Source organism: Cyclobacterium sp. (genome assembly GCF_014762705.1).
In the GTDB taxonomy this organism is placed as follows: Bacteria; Bacteroidota; Bacteroidia; order Cytophagales; family Cyclobacteriaceae; genus Cyclobacterium.
On the sequence record NZ_JABURL010000098.1, the window covers coordinates 1 to 18901 of the forward strand.

Genomic DNA, 18901 nt, shown 5'->3' on the forward strand with positions numbered 1-18901 from the left:
ATTTAACAAACACACCATCGGTAATGAGCAAATCCCTCCGCCGCGGCGGAGGGCAGAGCCTGTCCCGACCAAAGTCGGGAGGGGATTTTTTCGGTAACATTTTAAAATATCAATTCGTTAATTGTTACTTATCTTGAAATCTTTACAGATACCGAGCTTTACTGTCACAGCGAAAATATACCTTTTAAAAACACAGAAATCGGGATCGGGAAATGGGTTTTTATCATGTAGATTTTCAACGACTTAACAAACACCTCATCGGTAGGCTTTAAGGGGATTTTTTACAGTGGAAACTGTGGGAATCCTGAGTAAAACGAGACTGCCAAACCATAGCTACCACAAAAAAGGGTTCGCAGTGATAATATAGCCGGTTTTAAAATCGTTCTTGAATCAAACATTGTTAATGTAAAACATAAAAAACAATTATCATATTTAATATAATGTATGCCCGGTTAAAATACTAAATTGGCAGTTTTTAATGGCCGGTTGAATCGCTTTTGTTTGGGACTTCTATTAGGAGCCTCAAAGAAAAAATCCGCAAGGCGGAATAATTCAATGGTATTTTTTTACCTTTTAAATTTATTTTTTGATGAATTTTTGCCTTTCCTGGTAATTGCCGTTGTCCAGGTGGAGGATGTAAGAACCGTTTTTTAAATGGGACAGATCCATTTCATAGGAACGGACCTTCTCCGGCACCTGAAAGGCATTGAAAAGAAATCCGTCCATTCCCACTACCTGTATGTGGCTGACACCGCTAAGCCCTGGGGCCAGGCGTAAATGGCTCCTACCTGTAGTTGGATTGGGGAAAAGGATCATTTTATGTGGAACCTCAAAGCTTACCCTGTTGGTGAGGTGGTTCCGGCTATCCAGCATGGCCCTTACCTCATACCTTCCGGGAGGAAGGGTCGTCAGCCTGGCCTGCCATTCCAGGTCGTTTTTCTTCTCCCATACCAGGTCCATTTTTTTCAGCCGGGTGTCGCCGGACAAGCCTTTGAGTTGGGATTTGCCAATGGGACTGTTGGTGCTTACAATGAGCAGCGTCTCTTCTTCCAACTGCCTGACCCGAAGGTTTGCCTGCAGGGAATTGTCTTTACCTGCACTGGCCAATTCGATCAGGAGTGGCTTGGACGATAATGGGAGCATGAGCTTGCCTTGCTCGTAAGTTACTTCAGCCGGCTCGCCGTTGGGGTCAAGCCCTGAGAGGTGCCAGGCCTGGGCTGCAACATGGTCACCTGGAAGGGAAAAGGTCACCGCCAGGGAGTCATCCCCGCTGACGGGCCGCCAGGCGAGAAGATGGGACAATACTCCCTCCCGATCCCTTAACTGATAAATATGGGCCTGCTCATCTTCCCGGATCACATTTTCGAAATACAGATCGGCCATCCTGTTTTGCATGGCTTCTGCGGCAATGAAGGATCTCTTTTCTTTGAAATTATAATGAAGCGACTCCGTTAGTCCCGATCTTTCGTAATTGACAGGGCTATTTCCGGGCAGGGTGCCCACATTGGCATAGAAAAACCAATGGGCCCGGTCCACGCCCATTCTGCTCAGCCAAAACAGGCCTCGCAACGCATAAACTGCCTGCGACAGGTGGCTGACGGATTCTGTATTGACGGCGGTTTCGTTGGCGCTGGAGGCATCCCAGCCCCATTCGGTGACATGCACCTCTTTTCCGGGCATGTTTTTGTCCCTGAACCGCAAACCTGCAAAAAGGGCCCTCATCTCAGATGCAGGATGTTCGGGATGAACTGCCAGCCGAACACCCGCTTCATTTCGGAAATAACTGTACAGGTGTAAATTGATACCGTCCAGGTGGGCTGCGGCTTTTTCGGAAAGTTTGGTGCCCATGTAATGTTTGATGCTGCCCGAGTTGCTACTCTCCGGCTGGTAGGCCTGTAAGGCGGCAGGTAGCACCTTCAGGTCTGGGTCTCCGGTTTTAAGGCCTTTGGCCATCCCTTCCAATATCAGGCGGTAGGTGGAATCACTGTAAGACCAGGGTTCATTTCCCACTTCTACCGTTCGGATGAGGTTTTCATGACTGGGGCCAAAAGTGGTCGCAAAAGCATATCCCAGGTCATGCCCGGAGGTATAAGGCTGGTCCCAGTCCGATTCTTTAAACCGGTCAAAGGTATAAGTGGCATCGACGGTAAACCCTTTGTTTTTCCAATCGGCATATTCCTGAACCCATTGGGTCCAGGGGAGCCGCACATCCGGGTTTTCCCCGCTATAGGTCGGTATGTGATCCGGGTCGCTGGTATCCCAGTGGATGTTGTGGTAATTTCTGGCCTGACTGGCAGTGCGGATGAATTTTTGGGCTCCCTCATCGGGTCCCTGCAGATTGGGTACTTTCTTTGTGCCCCAGGCCCAGACCGTATTGAGTCCGAAGAGCTCACCGAAACTATTGCTTTGGGGTTTTGGAGATGGTGGAGGGCCGAAACTACCGTATTCATCCAAAATGCTGATTTCCTGTATACTTGCTTTTTTGTAGTTCTCGTCTGCCAGTTGTTGCTCCATGCGGATATACCTGGCAAGGATTGGTGCTTCAGGCTGTACATTGAGCATTTCCAGCTTTGAGGGATCCAATGTTGCGATAAGTTGGAGGTCTTCCAGGGATTTTCCCGCTTTCAGGAGGGTTTTCAGGGCAGTACCGTTTCCATTCCACTGCCTGGTCCTGATCCAGGATACTGATTTTTCCTCCCCCAGGTCCAGGGTGATGTATTCCGAAAGCGGAGCCGCATATGCTGCGATTTCCTGAATGCTGAAAGCTGCTCCGGAAGAAAGCTTTACTTCTACGGCATCTTTCAGGTCTATAGGAAACCGGAGGTGGCCCTGATCATAGACCTCATAGGTATGCCGGACGGTTTCTCCCTCCTGTGAGCGTACCTCAATAAGTACCGGCAGGGAAAATCCGGCAGCCAGCCGCAATCCCAGCCGGTAAATGGGTGTGGATGCCAGGTCCAGTCTAAACCATGCTTCTCCCGCTATGGGTTCGATCAATGGACTGCTGTTGCCCAAAAGCCCATCAGTGGCTTTTGCCATGGGGGCTTCATTACTTGCATAGCCGCTGCTACCGAGAAAAATATTTTGTTCCGGATTGCGTACATAGGCGTCGGGAAGGGGGTTGGTTGAGATCCAGGCGGTGGATGGATTCCCGTCCAGGACGTTTTGGGGGCTGTTGTGGTTCAGGTTTACACTTGAACTGGCAGTTGCGGAAGCCTGCTCGGAAAGGGGTAAATACAAGCCGGCATCCGGATCCCAGGGGGATGGGGGATCAACTGCCGGAACAGGTTCACCAAATACCTCCAGCTCAAAGATGGAGGCCTTGTTGTAATCCCTGCTGACCAGGCTGTGGGCTATGCGTAGGTACCTGGCCACTATAGGGCTGTCAAAAGAGGTGAGGACTGCAGCGGGATCATTGGTCTCCAGGTTGGCGACTACTTCCAAACTGTCTGCAGCTGTTCCCAAAAGCAGCTGTGTTGCCTGGCTGCTGTTATGACCTGACCAATGTTTGCTTTTCACCTGACTGATCAATTGGGGGCTTCCCAGGTCTACGGTGATGTATTCCTGGGCGGGAGCTTCCATGGCCGCCATGTCAAAGATAAAAAAAGGATGGGGGCTTTGAAGCCGGATGCTGAGGATATTTTCCAGGTCCACCTCAAACCTGACATTGGCATAGTTTTGATAGGCCCCATAGGTCAGGGTCGTCAACTCTCCTGACTGCTGTTCCAGCAGGATGTCTACTTTTTCCTTTACGCCGCCCAGTTTCAGCCCGATCAGGTATATTTTTTGGGCTTGATTGAAATGAATCGCTGCGGATGCATATCCCTGCACCAGCGGTACGGAACCCGTATGAGAACCCAGGTTACCATCTGTTGCAGCCTGGAGCATGGTAGTGCCATCGGCCAGGAGCTGCCGGTGGAGCAGGATATTTTGAGCGGGATTGGAAAAATAATTGGAAGGGAAAGGGTGGCTGGAAGTCCATGAAGTATTCAAATTTCCGTCCAGCACATTTGCCGGATCAGAGGAGCCAATGGAAGAACTTGCACTAATGCTTGCCACTGAAATTTTAGGAGGATTGTCTTCGGATGCCAGGGCTACATTAGCCTGAATGAGCAAAAAACAATAGGCCAAAAAAGCCCGGGTCAATAGCGAAAGCCTTGAAATCATAGCATTTATTTTCTTTTGGGGACCGAAGAAAGCGGTATAGCCTGTGCAAGTGCCTGACCTGCGGGTGAAATGATCGCGGAAATTTACTCAGGAAATGCGTCATTTGTACCTGCATCCTGAAAAATAAATCTTTCTTTTTGTGAAAACCTGATGGACATTTCAAAATGCTTTTATTTATTGCGGCCATAAAACGGCCAGATCATGTTAAGAAGAAAATATTTGACCCTAATGCTCTTGGCTTTAGGGCTGTTCATCCAAGTGGAAGCGCAAGAACAGATGGATAAGCGAGTGCATCCCCGTTTTCAACCGATCTTGGATTCGGCTGGGGTCCATGGTGTTTTGCTGCTGGCTGACTTTCAGGGCAGCATGCTGTGGTCCAACGACTTTTCCCTGGCGGAGCAGGGCCAGTTACCTGCCTCTACTTTCAAAATCCCCCATTCCCTGATAGCCCTGGATTTGGGCATAGTGGAAGATGAAGCTACGGTATTTCCCTGGAACGGAGAGGAAAGAGCCATGTCCCAATGGGAGCAGGATTTGACGTTCAGGCAGGCATTTCACCTGTCCTGTGTGCCCTGTTATCAGGGAATCGCCCGGCAGATAGGGGTGGCGCGAATGAGGGATTACCTGGATCGCCTGGATTATGGGCACATGGATGTGTCGGAGCAAAACCTGGATCAATTCTGGCTGCGGGGGCAGTCCCGGATCAGCCCGATGGAGCAGCTGGGCTTTTTAAGAAAGCTGTACGAAGGAGACCTGCGCCTGGCACCGGAAACCTTGTCTGTTTTTCGGGAGATGATGGTGGTGGAAGAAACCGATAGCTACCGGCTGAGCGGGAAGACCGGCTGGTCGGTGGACCAGGGCATAGACAATGGCTGGTTTGTGGGATATTTGGAAAAAGGGGGCAGCGTTTATTTTTTTGCCAGTAATCTGGCACCCGGACCCGAAACCAGCGATGCCGATTTTCTTCAGGCCAGAAAAGGGCTGACGATGGAGGCGCTGCGGGTACTGGGGTTTTTGTAGGGGAAAGGCGCAGCTATGGCCGATTGGTCTCCGGATCGTCGATGGTAATCTGGTACCTGACCAACTGTTGGTTCATGTATTCCTGCCAGGTCACCACGTTGATTTTCTCTTTTTCGGCATAGGCGTACCCGTATTCGTAGCAAAAATAATAATAATTGCCCTTTTGGGTGACGTATTGGTGGGTAAAGAAATTGAAGTCAAAGCCCTGCCGGGTGAGGATTTCCCTGCGAACAGCCGTAAGTCCTATTGGGTTGAGGTTTTGCAAGATCCGCCGATTTTTCCGAAGTATTTTATTGATATCCAGAATGGTTTTTTCACTTCTCCGCTTGTTTCGGTTATGTCGTTGAAAGCGGCATTGGTCCGAGCAGAAAATTTTATCCTCTCTACCATGGATAACGTCTCCACATTCGGGGCATTTTCGATCCATATCCGTATTATTAAACAAGTATAAACGTTTATACACGTGTAATAATACGGAAATTATTTTTAGAATTCTTTTTTTTACCACAAAAAAAGGATCAAAATGGAAAAGAAAGCCACCATTTATCTGAATTTCTGTGAGGAGAGCAACAAGGAAAGGGTGTATTTTTGGCTAAAAGCAGTCCATCCGCTAAGAAGCAAGGTTACCGGTCACGCGTGGTTGGAATTCAAGGCGGATCGGGGCCGCTGGGAAATGGACTATTCGGATCACAGCCTTCAACTGCTCAGGCAATTATGTCTTCCCGACATCCTGGTAAATACGTATTACCTGAACCGTGAACCCGTGACTTATTCATCGGGGTGTAAGGTTCTCAAACCCTTATCAAATAACACGGTAGGTGGCGATGGGACGGATTTGCCAACCTTATGGGCGATGCCTATAGTACACGAGGGGCATACAATGATCAGGTACTCCTTTTCCTACAGCAAGCCCATCTACCGACTCCTTAAAGCCCAAGCCTTCTTAAAATGGAATGAATCGTACCGGTGTTTTGTGGGCAATAACGACTCCGGCGATTTCAAGGTCCTAATCCGGGAGCTTAAAGGAATAGCCCTGTTGAATTTCCGGAAAGGGATTGAGATCAGGGACATGGAATTGCTGCAGCACTACCAGGCCCAGTGGGACAAGGGTAGTCATAGAAAAAGTTGCCAGGTGGATTTCCTGGAGATGATGCAGGCCAGGAATTACAGTGACCGAACGGTGGTAACCTATAAAAAAATGATTGAGCGTTTTATCAACGATCGTCGTTGGGTGGATCGGAATATGGGTGAGGTTACCGTGTCCGACATCAACCAGTACCATGAGGATTGGGCTTCCCGGGGAGGGTCTTCCGCCTCTATCCATCAGTCTGTAAATGCGCTGCGATTGTATTTCACTCATTTGGGCAAAGGGAAGCTGGTTCTTAATGCTATCAGCAGGCCAAAGAAAGAAAAGAAACTTCCGAAAGTATTGAGCAAGGAAGAGGTAAAAGCCTTGCTCAAAAAGGCGGGGATGGAAAATGAAAAGCATTACCTGATACTGATGCTACTCTATGGAGGAGGATTGCGAATAGGGGAGTTGATACGCCTTAAAAAGGAGGACCTCGAGCCGGACCGGAAAATGATACGAGTAAAACAGGGGAAAGGAAAGAAAGACCGCTACACTTTACTCCCGTCAAACATCCTGGAACGGCTGCAACGCTATATCAGGAGGCCGGATGAAGGAGGCTATGTATTTGAGGGGCAATTTGGCGGCATGTACAGCAGCGGCAGTATTCAGCAGTTCATCCGGAAGTACGCCGGTGCCGCGGGGATAGGGAAGCGGGTGACCCCTCATATGCTCCGTCACAGTTTTGCCACGCATCTACTGGAGGCGGGCACAGATCTGCGGTATATTCAGCAGCTTCTGGGGCACAATTCCAGTAAGACTACGGAGATATATACGCATGTAAGCAGCAAGCAGCTGGGGCAGATTGTATCTCCCGGAGATATGCTGGACAGCTAAGATGAATGGGAATGAAAAAGCTAGTTGAGTTTTATTGGATTTTTTATATATTTAGGGGATTTAACTCCCATGGCCAAAAGGGAAGTAACCGCAACGGCTGGGGTTAGCCAGTAGTTGTGTGCAATTAAAATGAAACACCAAGTTCAAATAATATCGGTCGACCTAATGGACAAGTACGAAGGGACTGTTCACTTTGAGATAAACGGAAATGACTACAAAGCATTTTTCTATGGAGAAGAATACGAGCCTGGACAAAATGTTGAAGTTGAATTTGACCAATTGGAATCACCGCTTGAATGGGATGTGATTTTTAACGAGAACAAGGACAAAGAATTAAGAATTGAAAAAACGGAGAACTCGGAATGGAGTTACTACGGATATGGGAGAATAAAATCAATATCCCCAATAACCGCTGACTTTGGAGACCTTAAACTTGAACTTGGGGATTGGACAAACGACCCGAAAGTAGTTGGAGAATACATTTATTGGACAATTGACCGATTAGATATAAGTAAGATAAAAGAATAAAAAACTGCACACAACAACGCATATAGCTTATGGCGGGTGAACGTCTGCCAGCAAGATTTTCGCTCTGTAGCCAGCTTTGGTTTCGGTGGACAGTTAAGTGCTTCGAAACCGCCACAAGCCATATGCAAACCGTTGGCATTAATTTAACTAACCATGAAAAAAACTAAAAAACCGAAAAGAAATAACCTTTACACCAAAAACTATTTTTTTGTATTAAGTGTTACTGTTCTAATTCTAGGACTAATAGCTTTTTCAGACAACTATTTGTTTGATATTCATCAAGAGAGCAATAGTAACCCCTTTTATGTCATTCACGGATTAATAATGTTCTCGTGGTATACAACAATTGTAATTCAAACAAATCACATTCGAAAATTGAATGTCAAAGCTCATAAAAAATTAGGAATCGTTGGCTTTTTCATTGCTTGTTTAGTCATCATAAGTATAGCTTATTTAAACTTCATTGATGTTCCCTACTCTGAACTGCCATTTTTCGGAAAAGCCAATCGAATATTCTTTCCTGTCTTTATTTTACTAATTGGCTTGGCTTATCTAAAAAGAGATAAACCTGAACTACATAAACATTCTATTTTTGTAGCTATTCTTTTAATGATGGAACCTCTGTTAAGTAGAGTAGGAATGAATACAGGGACAAATGCAGCAGTTGTTGCACCTATCATCTGGCTTGCTTTATGGATATCATTATTCGTTTATGATATCATCAGATTAAGAGGATTACATTTTTTAACTTATTCTGGACTTATTTTTTGGTTCGTGGTTTATGCAATTGTATCATAAAAAACTAATGCCAACAATGTATAACCGCAATTACGGCGGATTCGACTACGTTCGAATCCACTCGGAATTGCTAATATCTGTGCTAAACCGAAAATTAACGCATATTAACCCGTAACTGACGGTTATACGAGACCGTTGGGCGTCATGCAAAAGGGACAGTACAACATATCAATCATTGAAATAGAAAAATGAAATCAATGACCACCAGTAAAAAAGAACTTGTTGATTTCCTTTGGGAATGGGCAGAAAATCATGGGGAATGGAGTAAACTTCTTGTTGACAAGGTCGTAACTACAGAAAGCTCCCTTTCACCCTCTGACAGAGCAACAATTTTCAATTATTTCCTACAGACTATCAAACTACATACAGGCTTGCCCAGCTTGACGATTACTAAGCCTACATATACACCAACAAGTAAAAGGATAGAATTAACTTCACTTTCCAACATTACGGGTGTTAACAGGCTTGCAAAAAATCAGACCTTAAATTTTGCACCCAACATCTCAATCATTTATGGAGAAAACGGAACGGGAAAAACAGGCTATGGACGGATATTAAAATCCCTTGGGTTTAGCTATGATAGCAACAACTCTATTTTTTCTAACGTCTTTGGAAGTTCAGAGCCGAAGTCCGCATTAATCAACTTTGAAGCAAATGGAGTAGCGGACACATTTGCTTGGGATGGAACAAATAGAAATGAAGAATTAGAGAGTATTTCAGTCTTTAACAACAATTGCGTTCAAATTTCTCTTTCCGACAGACAACTCATTGTTTCCCCAATTGGGTTTCATCTTTTCAACATTATTTCGGGTGAATTAAAAGAGCTAGAAAAGCTCTTGCAAACAAAAATCGCAAGTCATCCGACTGCATTAGCATGGGCTGAAACTTTGCACGAAGGAACGCCACAACAGATATTTATCAATGGCTTAAAAAGCACTTCTACAGAGGAAAAGCTAACTGAATTATCTTCCTTCTCATCGGAACAAGAGAAAGAATTAAAAGTCAAAGAAACAGAACTTAACAACCTGAATAGACAACTACTGCAAAATGAAATACAGAACTTAACCGCACAGGAAACGGAAATAAACTCACTAGTTGCCAAAATGCAAACGGCTCAATCTCTATTATCCCCTAACAATTGGGATAAGCTAATCAAGATAAATGAAGAGCTTGCCGTATTACAAAATCAAGCTAAGAAAGGCATTCAAGAAATAGCAGAGATCAATGGGATTGAATTCTATGAAACCAGTGAATTTCAGTTATTCATTCAATCTGCAGAAAACTACATTAAAATTCTCAACAATCCAGAATACCCAAATCAAGAAGACCTTTGCGTGTATTGCAAGCAACCACTTGAAAAATCCGCTGAGGAATTATTGAGAAGCTACAGAAAACTGCTCAATGACAAGACTCAAGAAAGTATTGAGCAATTAAAACAACAAAAAGAACAACTGATAAATCAAATATCACAGGTTGACACCAATTTATTGTTGCATCAATCTTCATTCGGCTTGGATAATGACGAGAGGCCAATTCAACCAAAAGAAATAACTGATTACAACAAAGAGTTAGGTATGTTCAAGACAACTTTTGTTTCTGATAAAATTGTCAAAGGCTCAACCTTTGATTTCGATTATAATAGGCCATCCGAATTTCTAAAAACCAAAAGCAAAGCAATTAAAACCACACTTGTTCAGAAAAAAGAAGTGTTGTCCAATCTCGCGGCTAAAGAGGATGAACTTAAAAAGAAAATTGCGGAATTGAAGGACCGCAAGCTTCTTTCATCGAAGCAGGCTGAAGTAAAAACGGCAATTGCAAATCATAAGATTGTGTCCGTACTAAATTCAAATTATAACAACTTTAGTACTAGCTCCATCAGCCGTAAAACAACAGAAGCAAGAGAAGCATTAGTAAAGCAAAACTTCAATGACATATTTCAGGACGAACTGAAAGCACTGAGAAAATCTAACATTAAAATAGAGCTGAATTTTGCGACTGACAGAGGGAAGTCAAGGGTTTCACAGAAGATAGAAAACCATGTATTGACAGACATTTTAAGTGAAGGTGAACAAAAAGCTATTGCGTTGGCAGAGTTTCTAACTGAACTGCAACTTGACAACATAGAAGCGCCAGTAATTTTTGATGACCCTGTAAACAGCCTTGATCATCGAATAATTGATGAAGTTGCAAAAAGGTTAATCGAGTTATCTAAGCAAAGACAGGTTATCGTCTTTACTCATAGTATTTTGCTTCTCAATAGCTTCATTCAACAATCTGAGTTAGATACAAACAAACAGGCAGGGGTTGAATTTACTTTTCGCAGTGTATCAAGCAGTTTCGGGGAAACCGGTATAATAGACGATGTTGAGGAAATTAACTCATACACTTATTACACTAAGAAACTTAACCTTCTTTTGGGAACAAAACCGAATGGGCAGAGTGAAGAGGAAGTTGCTCGTAAAGGCTATGGACATTTACGTTCCGCTATTGAAGTGGCAGTTGAGGAGAATCTACTCAAAAAGATAGTAAAAAGATATGGGAAAGGTGTTGCTTTCCCTTCTTTACTGCGAATTGAGGGTGATAAAATTGATAAGCATAAAGGAAAACTAAACGACATTTACGAGAAGTGTTGCGTATCCATTGACGGACACAGCAGTCCAGGAGTAATACACACAACTCCAACAATTGACGAGTTGAAAATTGATTATGAGGAGTTCAAGAAATTGAGAAAGGAATTTACATAAAAGAAAAAAGCACGAACGCCCAACAATGGGTATAAAACATAGGGCGGATGGCGGTTTCCGCAAGTTTCAGGTTCTTAACAAGCTATGTCTCGTTGGACAAGTACACTGCTCCGAAATGCCCTACGTTTCATACCCGATACCGTTGTGCTTCATGTAAAAGAACCTACGAATGAAAATTGAATCATTAAGAATAGAGAACTTTCGAGCCTTTAAAGACGAGACAATAGAATTTGATGATTACACCTCTTTTGTAGGTCCAAATGGAGTTGGTAAATCGACAGTTTTTCATGCTCTTAACTTATTCTTTAGACAGAGTAAAGACAGTCAAACCGATTTGCTAAAGCTTTCCGCAAATGACTTTCACCATGCAAATACAAGTCAACCTATTAGAATTACAGTTACTTTTTCTTCATTATCAGACCAAGCTAAAGAAGACTTAGCTGATTATGTAAGACAAGAGAAGTTGATAGTAACAGCTGTTGCTGTTTATGACACTATCACAGAGAAGGCGGATGTAAAGCAGTTTGGAAACAGACTAGGAATGGAAGAATTCCGAAAATTTTTTGAAGCTGAAAAAAACGGAGCAAAAGCAGCCGAGTTAAAAGAAATATTCAAATCATTTAGGGAAAAATACGAAGACATAACCAGCGCTAATTCAAAGGGCGATATGATTTCTGCTTTACACGAATACGAAGGCAAAAACCCTGAGAGTTGCGTTTTAATACCGAGTGAAGACCAATTCTACGGAGTTTCACGGGGTGTAAATAAATTGGAGTCTCACATTCAATGGATTTTTGTTCCTGCGATAAAAGATGCTACAGAAGAAAGTGAAGAATCTACTAGATCAGCTTTAGGTCAGTTACTAGCTAGGACTGTTCGCTCTCAAGTATCTTTTGATGAGAATATCAGAGATTTAAGAAATAACGTACGTGCAGAGTATCAAAAACTCTTAGACGCAGAACAAAAAACTCTAGATGACATTTCAGGTTCTCTACAAAATAGATTATCTAATTGGGCACACCCAAATATAACCGCTTCAATTCAATGGAAACAAGACCCAGATAAATCAGTAAAAATTGAAGAGCCTCTAGCAGCGCTTAAAGTTGGTGAAAGGGGATTTGAAGGTGAATTATCAAGATTTGGTCACGGTTTGCAACGCTCGTATATGCTTGCGCTACTTCAGGAGTTATCTATGTTTGACCCAGAAAATGTGCCAACATTATTAATGGGAATTGAAGAACCAGAGTTATTTCAGCACCCACCGCAGGCAAGGTATTTAGCAGAAACTCTACTAGAGCTATCTGAATCAAATTCTCAAATTATAATTTGTACACATAGTCCGCTGTTTATTCCAGGTGATAACTTTGATAAAATTAGGCTTGCAAGAGAAGAAGGAGAACCCAGCGAAACAAAAATTAAAAGATTAACCTATGAGTCTTTAGCAGCAGAATTACATGCTGTTGGTGAAAAGCTTGTAACTGAAAGCGGAATGGTGGCCAAACTTTATCCTTCGCTAAATCCAGTTGTGAATGAAATGTTCTTCTGTAAAAAACTAATTTTAGTTGAAGGTCATGAAGATATTGCATACATAAGCTCTTACTTGCTCCTAACAGGTGGTATGACCGAGTTCAGACGCCATGGTTGTCACATTGTTCCCGTAGAAGGGAAAAACAAGTTAATCAAGCCGTTAGCAATGGCAAAACTTCTTGACATACCAACTTTAGTTGTCTACGATAGTGATACTGATAAAACAACGGAACATGAGGTTCCAAAACATAAAAAAGACAACAAAGCAATTCTCTCATTAAAAAACTATGCAGATGTTGACGAGTGGCCTGCAAGTACGGTAATTAAAGATGACTTGACCGCATGGCAAACCAACTTGACAAATGAAATTATTAATGAACTCGGACAGGATTTAAAAAAATATGAAGACGAAGCAGCTGCATTTTATGGAAATTCAGGTGGATTAAAAAAGAATCCTCTAGCGATTGCAAAAACTTTAGAGTTAGCATGGAACGAAGGAATCAAATCTCAAATTCTAATAGACTTAACTGCAAGAATTATAGAATTTGTCAATAAATAAAATATTAAAATGAACGATGACTATAAGGACGAGTTTTTATTAAGGCTGAAAAAAAGTGAGTTATATAAAGCTCTTAAGGAGAATTGTTCTGATAAAGACGCTAATGTAATACCGCTTGTTGAAGATTGTACCTCTTATGCATTTCAAAGGACCAAGACCATTGTGAGACACATGGGGGAATTTACTCTTCATGATGGCGACCATCTTTTTAGAGTTCTAAACTTAATGGAGCGATTGATTCCTAAGGAAACTATTGATGAACTCACTAGTCCTGAATTATTATTGCTAATAATCAGTGCCTTTTTTCATGACATTGGAATGGCTCCTGATGAAAAAGAAGTTTTAGCGTGGAAAAAAGTTTGGGATATTGAACCGATAATTGATGATAATGAGCAAAACACATTCAATGATTTCAAAAGGTTTTACAACTCTCGACCGGAAGATGAGAAAAGATTGAAAGATTTGATATCTAAAGGTAATATTTCACAGGCAGACACTATAAAATCATATCTCATTACAGAATACATCCGTCAGACACATACTGATAGGGCAAGAGATATAATTGAGCAAGATTGGTCGGAGAAAATCAAATTTAGAGATACTGACTTAACCGTTGAATTAGCTCAGATATGTTACAGTCACAATGAAGACGCATTATCTCTATTGGATTTAGACAAAAACTTACTTTGCGGTTCAGGAGTTTATGCTTGTTTACCGCTAGTCGGGGTGATTCTAAGGCTAGCCGATATTCTAGATTTCGATGGGAAAAGGACTCCTTCAGTTCTGTTCTCGCATTTGTATGTTAGAAATCCTATTTCAATTATTGAATGGAACAAACATAGAGCAATAGAAGCTTGGGACATTAGTCCTGACTTAATTCAATTTAGTGCAAAATGCACGCATCCAGTTATTGAGTCATCGATACATGAATTCTGTTCTATGATTGATCATGAACTAAGCTTGGCAAATAACATTATTTCTACTCTAAACGAATTTCACACAGCAAAAGATAGAAACTTACAAATCAAGTTACCTCTCAAGGTAAATCGGGAAAAAATAAGAACCAAAACAGACATTAAAAACAGACCAGTTTACATCTATAAAGACACTAAATTCAATCTAAGCAAAACCCAAGTCATTGAAATATTGATGGGTACAAAGCTTTATGGAAATCCTGAAGTCGCATTGAGAGAACTTTTGCAAAACTCAATTGATGCTTGTTTACTTCGAAAGGCGCAGGAAGACAAATGGGGTAATTTGTATCAACCTAAAGTTCTTGTTAAGTATTACACTGAAAATGAAGAAGATGTTCTTGAGGTAATCGACAACGGGACAGGAATGGATGAGTATATTATAGATAATTATTATTCTAAAATTGGCTCCTCATTTTATAAGTCCAAAGATTTTTACAGTCTGAAAGCTGAAACTAATGCTGATTTTTCACCTACCTCTAGATTTGGTATAGGCATTCTCTCATCTTTTATGATTTCGGATGTTTTAATTGTAGACACTAAAAGAGTGTATGGTCCTCACAAATCAAGCGACCCAATGAACATTACAGTTGAAGGTCAGGAAAGTATATTTTGGATAAAGTCCGGAACACGTGAAACACCAGGAACATCAACTAGATTAATCCTGCGAAAAAGTCATAATCCTTGGGATAGAATGACCGAGAATGAGTTTATTGAGAATGTTGAAAATGTTATCCCAAATCCACCTTTTGAAATCAGTATTGAAACCCAATCTCATAAAAAGAAAAGGGATGAAAATAGTTTTAAGGAAATAACATCATACTCACTTAAGGACTACACTTGGCAAGAAAATGAGAATATTAAATTTATAGACATTCCTATTGACAGAAAGGATATAGGATTGGTAGGGTCTGCTACTGTTGCTATTTTAGAAAGCAAGAATAGACCAGTTGAAAGAATTGAATTAAACTCCAGAGATATTGAAATAGAAGGAGAGTCTTACACCTTAGAAAGAGAACTTAGAATTGATGTTAACTCTATAAAAGAATCATCAAAGACAATCACAATTAGTGATGATGGAGACATTCGAACAGATGACTCGTCCAGTAAATTGGCAAGTTCGAATTCAAAAATTTCTTTACATGGTATTGAAATTCCTTCAAGTCTTTTTCCAGAAATATGGAGAATGAAAAACAATCAAGTGAAAATAAATTGGCCATTTCCGCTGATAATCGTAATTGATGTTTGCGGCAATCGAGATTTAGACTTGAACTCTCCAAGAACAGAAATAATAATAAGTGAGAAATGGACTGATTTTGAAGAGCAATTGGCACGTATTGTTTGTCAACATATTAAGGACTCCGTTGAAATAGAATATTGGAATAACCTTTTTGAAATATTCAATAGCTCAAACAGTAGCGAAAATTTCAAAAGAGCTCTAAATGAATTGAAATAAAACACGAAAGCACAACAACACCTATACGCAATGCCCTTCGGGACACTGCGCATAGCCAAACCGTTATATGCCATTTTAGGACGACCCAACAACAATGACAGAATTAGAGAAATATATTCATACTTACTTCGGTGTTAATAAGGACGACTTAATGAAAATTAGTTCTTTCTTCAAACCTATAACATTGAAAAAAGGGGACTATTTTTTAAAAACTGGCAGATATTCTGATAGACTTGGTTTTGTTCAGACTGGTATTATAAGAGAGTTTGTTTTAATTGACGACAATGAAGTAACAAAATGGATTTCAACCAAAGGCTATTTCGTTGTAGACTTATCAAGTTTTTTATTTCAACAAACAGCTCGTTGGAATATCCAAGCCTTGACAGACTGTGAACTTTATGTTATTGACAGTAAAGACTATCAGAAAATTGGTCAAGTAATTCCACGCTGGACAGAGTTAGAAAAACTATTTATTGCAAAGTGTTTTACGGTTCTAGAAGACAGAATTTTACAACACCTTTCAATGACAACAGAAGAAAGATATAATCAACTTTTCAATTTCAATAAAGAATTGTTCAATCAAGTACCATTACAATACTTAGCCTCAATGCTTGGTATGACACCTGAAACAATGAGTAGAATAAGAAAAAAAGCGGCTGGCTAAACTTCTTGATTTTTGTCAAGAGCAAGGATTGATTTTGTGCAGACCTTTGCATCGTTAACTAAAAACAATAACGACAATGTTCACAAAACCAATTTTACTAATCGCAATTGGCTTGACAATCTCAGCAGGTTCATTTGCACAAAGCAATTCAAAAATGAAAAGTATCAACAACAACGCACCAGTAAAGTGCAGCAAGACAATCACTATCAATGCAAGTAGTGAAAAAGTATGGAAAGTTATGACCAACATTGACAATTGGGCAAGATGGCAGACAGACATAACCAAAGCCAAATTGAATGGAGAACTAAAACCAGAAACAACATTTGACTGGAAAACAGGAGGAGTAAAAATCCATTCGACACTGCATACCGTTGAACCATTTAAGAATTTCGGTTGGACAGGAAAAACATTTGGTATGTGTGCAATACATAACTGGACTTTAACAGAAAACAACGGTCAAACAAAAGTTTCGGTTGACGAAAGTATGGAAGGTTTTTTTGCTAAACTTTTAAAAAAATTATTCAACAAGAACTTAGAAAAAGGAATGCAAAACTGGCTTGACTTACTAAAACAAGAATGCGAAAAATAAGGTGACAGAAAGAAAAACGGCATATAACAGCACCTACCCAAAAGGCGGGGTTTCGTGTTTCGCAGACACATTTGTGCAAGCCGAAAGTTCAGTGCTCCGAATGAAGTTTAGTGGTAAAAATCCCGCCCTTTGGGTAGCTGCAAAACGTTGGCATTCATTTATAAATAATAGACATGAATATTAAATTCACAGGAACATACAAATCAATTACTGATTTTGAATGGACTGATGTTCCAATGTTTTCCGTGATAACTGGACCAAACGGAACTGGAAAAACACAACTCTTAGAATTGTTATACAATACTGTAATTAACAAGAGGGGAACGACAGAAAGAGTGCAGATTGAAAATGAAACTTTAAGAGAAGATGAAATAACCTTTTTAAAAGGTGAATGGCAGCTAAATAATACTGGTGACATTAATCTTTCTAGTATCCAGCAACAAATAGGCAATCACTACAATAAATTTGTTAAGAATCAGGTAAATAGAGATAATGAACAACAGGTAAAGCTCTTCTATGCTTTTCAGGAAATTCAAAGAAAGTCAGGAAAGGAAAATCGAAATGATGTTTCACGTGAGGAATTTATTGACCTCTTTCCTGAAATATTAATTGAGCAAGAACCTCAACTCAGCCAAAAAATTGCTGAAGTTTTTTATAATTACCGGTTATCGGAAATTGAATTACAAGCCAAACAAAAATCGGAAGTTGAAATTATCAATGAAATTGGTGAAAAACCTTGGTTAGTTCTGAAAGATATTCTTAAGGAATCTAAATTACCATTCTCATTTAATAATCCGTCTGAACTTGGATTTAGGGATAGTTTCCAGCTCAAGGCTATTAACGAAATTAGTGGAGATCCTGTTAATTTCAATGATCTATCTTCTGGTGAAAAAGTTCTTATCTCTTTAGTTTTTTATCTATACAATTCTCAAGAGAAAAATGTTTTTCCAAAGATTCTTTTAATGGATGAACCAGATGCCCACTTGCATCCAACTATGTCGCAACAGTTCATAAATGTTGTGAAAAATGTACTTGTTGACAAATTTGGGGTTCGTGTAATAATGACAACTCACTCACCTTCAACTGTAATTTTAACTCCTGACGAGTCACTTTTTGAAATGTCACGAGAACATCCTCGAATAAAATTATCGAATTCAAAAAATCATACTGTATCACTACTCACATCTGGCCTTGTCTATGTTGGAGAAGGCACAAAATATATGCTTGTTGAGGATAAAGATGATGCTAATTTTTACTCTTACTTGTTCGACAGTCTAACGAAAGACGATTCAATTGATGGTAGTATCCCCCTTGTTTTTATACCTGCCTCAACAAGCAATAAATCAGGTGGAAAAGATGTCGTGCAGGATTGGGTTAATAAATTACAAGACTCCGGATTGGAGCAAATTATTCAAGGAGTCATAGATAAGGATAGTGGCAATGAAACATCTGATGGGGTCCATTTATTGGGTAGATACAGTATAGAAAATTACTTGGTTGACCCAATTATTATTTATGCTGCATTGATTGATAAGGAAAAGCATAATGAGGTAATTGACGTTGGTTTAGCTGTAGGGGAAGAATACAAATTAAAATCTATGTCAAATGAAGAGTTGCAAAAAGTGTGTGATGCAATCTTCAAGAAGACAGTACCATTGCTAAAGAAATATTTCAGCGATTTTAATGAAGTTGAGGAAATTGTAACCCAAAAAATTAAGTTTACTAATGGAATAGAATTGGATTATCCTGTTTGGTTAATTAACCGAAGAGGAAAAACATTGCTACATCAGGTATACAATGAGCTTTTCACAAGCCCCGTGATCAATTTCAAAACACTATTTAAGGCCTTGAAGAAAGTTAATTTTATTCCAGAAGACATCATTTACCTGTTAGAGAATTTAAGATCATAAGGAAA

Annotated in this window: 12 protein-coding genes; 10 read left to right on the plus strand and 2 right to left on the minus strand. The window is 40.7% G+C overall.

Features of this window, described 5'->3' with window-relative positions; genetic code table 11:
• Nucleotides 1-579: 579 nt before the first annotated feature.
• Complete coding sequence (locus HUJ21_RS19600; protein ID WP_291372219.1) at nt 580-4167, minus strand: T9SS type A sorting domain-containing protein; 3588 nt, start codon at nt 4165-4167, stop codon at nt 580-582.
• Between the two features lie 201 nt (nt 4168-4368).
• On the opposite strand from HUJ21_RS19600, the gene blaOXA reads away from it, so the two are divergent.
• Nucleotides 4369-5187 carry a class D beta-lactamase gene (gene blaOXA / locus HUJ21_RS19605; RefSeq protein WP_291372220.1) on the plus strand — a complete coding sequence of 273 codons (819 nt, stop codon included), beginning with the start codon at nt 4369-4371 and terminating at the stop codon, nt 5185-5187.
• 13 nt (nt 5188-5200) lie between these two features.
• Here the strand turns inward: blaOXA and HUJ21_RS19610 are convergent, their stop codons facing one another.
• Entirely contained in the window at nt 5201-5614 is a 414-nt protein-coding gene (locus HUJ21_RS19610; RefSeq protein ID WP_073096012.1) for a hypothetical protein, read from the minus strand.
• 96 nt (nt 5615-5710) lie between these two features.
• On the opposite strand from HUJ21_RS19610, the gene xerA reads away from it, so the two are divergent.
• From xerA to HUJ21_RS19655, 9 genes are all read left to right on the plus strand, one after another.
• Nucleotides 5711-7150 (plus strand): site-specific tyrosine recombinase/integron integrase, encoded by a 1440-nt coding sequence (gene xerA, locus HUJ21_RS19615; RefSeq protein ID WP_291372221.1) that lies wholly within the window; start codon nt 5711-5713, stop codon nt 7148-7150.
• A 165-nt stretch (nt 7151-7315) separates the two neighbouring features.
• Complete coding sequence (locus HUJ21_RS19620; RefSeq protein WP_291372222.1) at nt 7316-7678, plus strand: hypothetical protein; 363 nt, start codon at nt 7316-7318, stop codon at nt 7676-7678.
• A 153-nt stretch (nt 7679-7831) separates the two neighbouring features.
• Nucleotides 7832-8476, plus strand: a complete 645-nt coding sequence (locus tag HUJ21_RS19625; RefSeq protein WP_291372223.1) for a hypothetical protein — start codon at nt 7832-7834, stop codon at nt 8474-8476.
• A gap of 197 nt (nt 8477-8673) precedes the next feature.
• The gene (locus HUJ21_RS19630; RefSeq protein WP_291372224.1) at nt 8674-11220 is read left to right on the plus strand and encodes an AAA family ATPase; all 2547 of its coding nucleotides are present in this window, start codon (nt 8674-8676) and stop codon (nt 11218-11220) included.
• A 169-nt stretch (nt 11221-11389) separates the two neighbouring features.
• Nucleotides 11390-13306 (plus strand): AAA family ATPase, encoded by a 1917-nt coding sequence (locus tag HUJ21_RS19635; RefSeq protein ID WP_291372225.1) that lies wholly within the window; start codon nt 11390-11392, stop codon nt 13304-13306.
• 9 nt (nt 13307-13315) lie between these two features.
• Nucleotides 13316-15733: an ATP-binding protein gene (locus tag HUJ21_RS19640; RefSeq protein WP_291372226.1), complete on the plus strand. Its 2418-nt coding sequence runs from the start codon at nt 13316-13318 to the stop codon at nt 15731-15733.
• A gap of 94 nt (nt 15734-15827) precedes the next feature.
• Nucleotides 15828-16397, plus strand: a complete 570-nt coding sequence (locus HUJ21_RS19645) for a Crp/Fnr family transcriptional regulator (RefSeq protein ID WP_291372227.1) — start codon at nt 15828-15830, stop codon at nt 16395-16397.
• 76 nt (nt 16398-16473) lie between these two features.
• Nucleotides 16474-16986, plus strand: coding sequence for an SRPBCC family protein (locus tag HUJ21_RS19650; protein WP_291372228.1), 513 nt, complete (start codon nt 16474-16476; stop codon nt 16984-16986).
• A gap of 173 nt (nt 16987-17159) precedes the next feature.
• Complete coding sequence (locus HUJ21_RS19655; RefSeq protein WP_291372229.1) at nt 17160-18896, plus strand: ATP-binding protein; 1737 nt, start codon at nt 17160-17162, stop codon at nt 18894-18896.
• Nucleotides 18897-18901 lie beyond the last annotated feature (5 nt).

Bases quoted from the DNA above. Each gene is read 5' to 3' on its own strand.
- HUJ21_RS19645 (WP_291372227.1), top strand. From the start codon at position 15,828: ATGACAGAATTAGAGAAATATATTCATACTTACTTCGGTGTTAATAAG.
- blaOXA (WP_291372220.1), top strand. From the start codon at position 4,369: ATGTTAAGAAGAAAATATTTGACCCTAATGCTCTTGGCTTTAGGGCTG.
- HUJ21_RS19635 (WP_291372225.1), top strand. From the start codon at position 11,390: ATGAAAATTGAATCATTAAGAATAGAGAACTTTCGAGCCTTTAAAGAC.
- HUJ21_RS19630 (WP_291372224.1), top strand. From the start codon at position 8,674: ATGACCACCAGTAAAAAAGAACTTGTTGATTTCCTTTGGGAATGGGCA.
- HUJ21_RS19610 (WP_073096012.1), bottom strand. From the start codon at position 5,614: ATGGATCGAAAATGCCCCGAATGTGGAGACGTTATCCATGGTAGAGAG.
- HUJ21_RS19640 (WP_291372226.1), top strand. From the start codon at position 13,316: ATGAACGATGACTATAAGGACGAGTTTTTATTAAGGCTGAAAAAAAGT.
- xerA (WP_291372221.1), top strand. From the start codon at position 5,711: ATGGAAAAGAAAGCCACCATTTATCTGAATTTCTGTGAGGAGAGCAAC.
- HUJ21_RS19625 (WP_291372223.1), top strand. From the start codon at position 7,832: ATGAAAAAAACTAAAAAACCGAAAAGAAATAACCTTTACACCAAAAAC.
- HUJ21_RS19655 (WP_291372229.1), top strand. From the start codon at position 17,160: ATGAATATTAAATTCACAGGAACATACAAATCAATTACTGATTTTGAA.
- HUJ21_RS19650 (WP_291372228.1), top strand. From the start codon at position 16,474: ATGTTCACAAAACCAATTTTACTAATCGCAATTGGCTTGACAATCTCA.
- HUJ21_RS19600 (WP_291372219.1), bottom strand. From the start codon at position 4,167: ATGATTTCAAGGCTTTCGCTATTGACCCGGGCTTTTTTGGCCTATTGT.
- HUJ21_RS19620 (WP_291372222.1), top strand. From the start codon at position 7,316: ATGGACAAGTACGAAGGGACTGTTCACTTTGAGATAAACGGAAATGAC.